This window comes from Mesobacillus sp. (genome assembly GCF_049588175.1).
In the GTDB taxonomy this organism is placed as follows: Bacteria; Bacillota; Bacilli; order Bacillales; family Cytobacillaceae; genus Mesobacillus.
In genome coordinates, this window is record NZ_JBAVFI010000097.1 from 1 (window position 1) to 4,949 (window position 4,949).

At 47.3% G+C, this 4,949-nt stretch carries 4 protein-coding genes; all 4 read left to right on the forward strand.

What is annotated here, in order from left to right:
* Window positions 1-911, forward strand: a 911-nt coding sequence (locus WB217_RS02080; RefSeq protein WP_423990189.1) for an acyl-CoA dehydrogenase family protein, incomplete at its 5' end; no start/stop codon positions are given.
* 145 nt (window positions 912-1,056) lie between these two features.
* Window positions 1,057-2,211, forward strand: a complete 1,155-nt coding sequence (locus WB217_RS02085; protein ID WP_423990191.1) for a thiolase family protein — start codon at window positions 1,057-1,059, stop codon at window positions 2,209-2,211.
* A gap of 182 nt (window positions 2,212-2,393) precedes the next feature.
* Window positions 2,394-3,953, forward strand: coding sequence for a fatty acid--CoA ligase (locus WB217_RS02090; RefSeq protein ID WP_423990193.1), 1,560 nt, complete (start codon window positions 2,394-2,396; stop codon window positions 3,951-3,953).
* Between the two features lie 29 nt (window positions 3,954-3,982).
* A partial coding sequence (locus WB217_RS02095; protein WP_423990195.1) for a CaiB/BaiF CoA transferase family protein occupies window positions 3,983-4,949 on the forward strand: 967 nt, incomplete at its 3' end.

Here is a 4,949-nt window from a genome sequence, read left to right on the forward strand (position 1 = left end):
GTGTAGGTTCTGGGCTTGTCGGAGTGGGACTCCATAATGATATCGTTGTTCCGTATATCACCGCTTTCGGCACGGAAGAGCAAAAGAAACGATGGCTTCCTAAATGCACGACAGGTGAAATCATTACAGCAATTGCGATGACGGAGCCTGGTACAGGTTCTGATCTGGCAAACATCCAGACAACTGCTATTCTTGATGGCGACCACTACATTTTAAACGGCCAAAAAACATTTATAACAAATGGAATCCAGTCAGATCTCATTGTTGTCGCCTGTAAAACCGATCCGAAAGCGAACCCGAAGCACAAGGGTGTCAGCCTGCTTGTTGTCGAACGAGATGCACCTGGTTTTTCACGGGGAAGGAAGCTGAATAAAGTAGGGCTGCATTGCCAGGACACTGCGGAACTTATTTTTGAAGAATGCAGAGTGCCAAAGGAAAACCTGCTTGGTGAAGAGGGCAAAGGCTTCATTTACTTGATGGAAAAACTGCAGCAGGAGCGCCTACTTGTGGCTATTGCCGCACAGACAGCTTCAGAGGTGATGCTGAAGCAGACGATTGATTATGTGAAAAGCCGCGAAGCCTTCGGCAAGACGGTAAGCAAATTCCAAAACACCCAATTTAAAATCGTCGAAATGGCGACCGAAATCGAAATGAGCCGAGCCTTCCTTGACCAGCTGATCGCCGAGCATATCGAGGGAAAGGATATCGTAACCAAAGTGTCGATGGCAAAATGGAAGCTGACCGACAGCGCGCGCAAAATCGCCGCTGAATGCATGCAGCTCCATGGCGGCTACGGCTATATGGAAGAATACGAGATTGCCAGAAGATACCGCGATATTCCAGTCGCAAGCATTTACGCAGGAACGAATGAAATCATGAAGACAATTATTGCCAAGAATTTGGGGTTATAGGGCCGGAATTTATAAATGGAATATTAGAGCAATTTGCGAGTCAAAACCGACTCAAGGATGTTCCAATAAGGTCCATAAAAATCCCTAAGTCGCCAAAAATTTCAAAAACAAACACATGTCGATTAACAGAAAGGAAGATTCATATATGCGTGAAGTTGTGATAGTAGAAGGTGTAAGAACACCGGTTGGCAGAAGAAAAGGATTACTTAAGGATATTCGGCCGGATGACCTTGCTGCAGAAGTACTTAAGGAGGTTGTCAAACGGGCTGGCATTGATGCTTCCCTCATTGAAGATGTAATTCTTGGCTGCGTGACACAGGCAGGCGAGCAGGCAGGTGACATTGCAAGGGTGGCAGCCTTGATTGCCGGCTTCCCGATTGAAGTGCCGGGAACGACAATTGACCGCCAGTGTGGTTCGAGCCAGCAGGCAGTCCATTTTGCTGCACAGGCAATTTTAGCGGGTGACATGGACGTCGTGATTGCGGGTGGCGTGGAGAATATGTCGAGAGTGCCGATGGGTTCGAATTATCAGGATGCGCTTCCTTTCAGCCCGAAATTGAAGGAGCGATACGAAATCATCCATCAAGGGCTGTCTGCAGAAAGAATCGCCGAGAAATATGGATTTACTCGCACAGAGCTTGACGAGTTCTCGGCTGAAAGCCACAGGCGGGCACTTAAGGCGCAGGCTGAGGGTTATTTTAAAAAAGAAATCATGCCGCTCGAGGTCACCCTTGAAAATGGTGAAAAAACCATGATGACCGAAGATTCCGGACCTCGTGAAGGCACGACACCTGAGGTTCTCGGAAGCTTGAAGACAGTATTCAAAGAAGATGGGGTCATCCATGCAGGAAACTCCAGTCAAATCAGTGACGGTGCTGCAGTACTCCTGCTGATGAGCCGTGAAAAGGCGGAAGAACTGGGATTGAAACCGCGCTTTAAGGTACATACAAGAGTGGTTGTCGGTTCTGACCCGACCTTGATGCTGACAGGCCCAATTCCAGCCACGGAAAAAGTGCTCCAAAAAGCAGGCTTGAAGCTTGAGGATATTGATGTGTTTGAAGTGAATGAAGCATTTGCTCCAGTTCCGATGGCATGGCTGAAGGAAACGGGTGCTGACCCTGCAAAGCTGAATCCGAATGGAGGAGCAATCGCGCTTGGACATCCGCTAGGAGCCAGCGGCGCACGCCTCATGATTTCCATGATGCACGAACTTGAGAGAACCGGTGGCCGCTATGGGCTGCAGACAATGTGTGAAGGTCATGGAATGGCGAACGCCACGATTATTGAGAGGTTGGATTAAAGCAAACCAAATATTTTCTTTAAAAAGGCTTAAAGAAGGTTACGGGGTATTTCTTCAAAATCTTGATTAGGTAATCTTCTTTCTTACAACAAGAAGCAATTATATAGATGATTTTCACCAGCAGCATACACCCGGAAATGCACAGTAAAGCAAGAAAACGACATTTACCAGGAGGAATGAAAATGAGCACGACGATCGGCAAGATTTTTGACCTGACCGTAATGAAATTCCCGAAAAAGGAAGCCCTCTATGATGCCCGCAAAAATGTCCGCTTTACTTACAGTCAATGGAACGATGAGGTAAACCGGCTTGCTAATGCCCTTTTAAATGAAGGGGTTAAAAAAGGTGATCGAGTATCCACCTTCCTTTTCAATACAGAGGAGCTGGGTACAGCCTTCTTTGCCTGTGCCAAAATCGGAGCTGTCTTTAATCCAATCAATTTCCGACTTATGGGCGAGGAGGTTGCTTACATTCTGAACGATGCTGCTCCAAAGGTCGTTCTTTTTGAAAACGCAGTGGAACAAGTTATTGCTTCAATTGAAAATCGCTTTCCTCATATTGCATTCTGGTTCATTGATGAAAAAACGCCGGAGTATGCGGCGAGCTACCATGAAAAAGTACAGTCCGCGGAACCACAGCCGGTTGATATCGAAGTAAATGAAAATGATTTGTATGCAATCATGTATACAAGCGGTACGACGGGCAGGCCAAAGGGGGTCATGCATAAGCACCGAAATATGGTAGAGCAAAGCCTTCTTGTCATTGGTTCAACAAAACTGGGAGTGAAGGATGTTGGCCTTGTGACTGCGCCGATGTTCCACTGCGCAGAGCTTCACTGCGCATTCCTGCCGCGTGTACACGTTGGAGGGAGCAATGTGATCCTCCACCAATTTGCACCGAAGAAAGTGCTGGAATTGATTGATTCTGAAAAAGTGACGAAATTCTTCGCAGCGCCAACGATGTGGAATATGCTTTTACAGGAAAAATTGGAGGATTATAATATCGAAAGCCTGAAACTTGGACTTTATGGTGCTGCTCCGATGGCGCCATCGCTCGTCCATGCTTGCCATGACAAACTGGGAATTAAGCTAGTCCAGGCATATGGGATGACGGAAATGGGTCCTGCGATTACCTTCCTTTCTGAAGACGATCAGCTATCCAAGGCAGGAGCGGCAGGGCAGGCTTGTTTAAACCATGAAATCAGGATTGTCAGACCGAATGAGGATGGCCCTTCTGATCCTGATGACATCCTGCCTCCAGGAGAAAGCGGTGAAATCATCGTTCAGGGACCTTGCTTGATGTCAGGCTATTTTAACCGAGAAGAAGCTTCTGAAAAAGCAATGCATAAAGGGTGGTACCATTCAGGCGATATCGGATACCTGGATGAAGAAGGCTATCTCTGGGTCAAAGACAGGGTGGATGACATGATCATAAGCGGCGGCGAAAACATCTACCCGCGCGAAGTGGAAGATGTCCTGCATGCGCATGAAGGCGTTCTTGACGTGGCCATTGTAGGTCAGCCTGATGACCGTTGGGGTGAAAGCGTCACTGCCTTTGTTGTAAAAAAAGATCCCCAGATCACAGAGGAGCAGCTTGACGAATGGTGCAAGAATAGCGACAGCCTGGCAAATTACAAACGTCCTCGGAAATATATATTCGTTGATGCGTTGCCGCGTAATGCGAGCGGAAAAATCCAGAAGTTCATGCTCCGCAAGCAAATGGAAGAGCTGTTTTCTAATTGACAGTCAGCTAAAAGAAAGGATTTTGCACCATGCTGAATGGGATTAAAATTATCGACTTCACTAATTATATACCTGGACCTTTTGCGACGATGAGGCTGGCTGAATTAGGAGCGGAAGTCATAAAGGTGGAAGCCCCAGAAGGAGATCCTGCCAGGAATACAGGTTACGGTTACGTATTTACTGCTCACAACCGGGGGAAAAAAAGTATTGTGATCAATTTGAAGCATGGAGAAGGAAGGCAAATAGCACTGGGTCTCCTTGCAGATGCCGATGCAGTCGTTGAGAGTTTCCGCCCTGGTGTTATGGAAAAGCTCGGACTCGGATATGAGACGGTAAGCTATATAAATCCCCGCATTGTCTATTGCTCGATTACCGGCTATGGAAACAGCGGCCCGATGTCGCAGCTTGGCAGCCATGACTTAAATTACATGAGTCTAAGCGGTGCCCTTGCCCAGCTGAAGGAGAGCAGCGGGAAGCCGGTGCAGCCAACGAATACGATTGCCGACTATATTGGCGGCATGGCAGCCAGCGAGCGGATCCTCGCTGGTCTGGTTGCCCGCGGATCAACAGGCGAAGGGAGCTATCATTGTATTTCGATTGCCGACAGCATGGCATCCTTGATGGCAAACCATGTTTTAATTGAAAAGGAAACGGGATACCAAAATGGCGTTTCGGTGCTGAACGGAACAGTCATCGGTTATGGGCTGTATGAAACGAAAGATGAACGCTATATTAGTCTGGGTGCACTTGAACCTAAGTTCTGGAACAATTTTTGCCAGGCTGTTGGCAGGGAAGATTGGCTTCCTGCACATTATTCAAAACCGGATGAAACCAACCGAGTTTACCGGGAAATTGTTGATTTGTTTAAAAGTAAATCCCTTTCAGAGTGGACTGAATTTGGGATGAAGGTGGACTGCTGCCTTGCCCCTGTTTTAGAGGCTGGCGAGCTTGCAAAGTATCCTTTTTTTAAAGAAAAGGACTTTGTATCTGCAGAGG

Excerpts from the sequence above, each read along its gene's own strand:
- WB217_RS02085 (WP_423990191.1), top strand. The coding sequence starts at position 1,057 with ATGCGTGAAGTTGTGATAGTAGAAGGTGTAAGAACACCGGTTGGCAGA.
- WB217_RS02090 (WP_423990193.1), top strand. The coding sequence starts at position 2,394 with ATGAGCACGACGATCGGCAAGATTTTTGACCTGACCGTAATGAAATTC.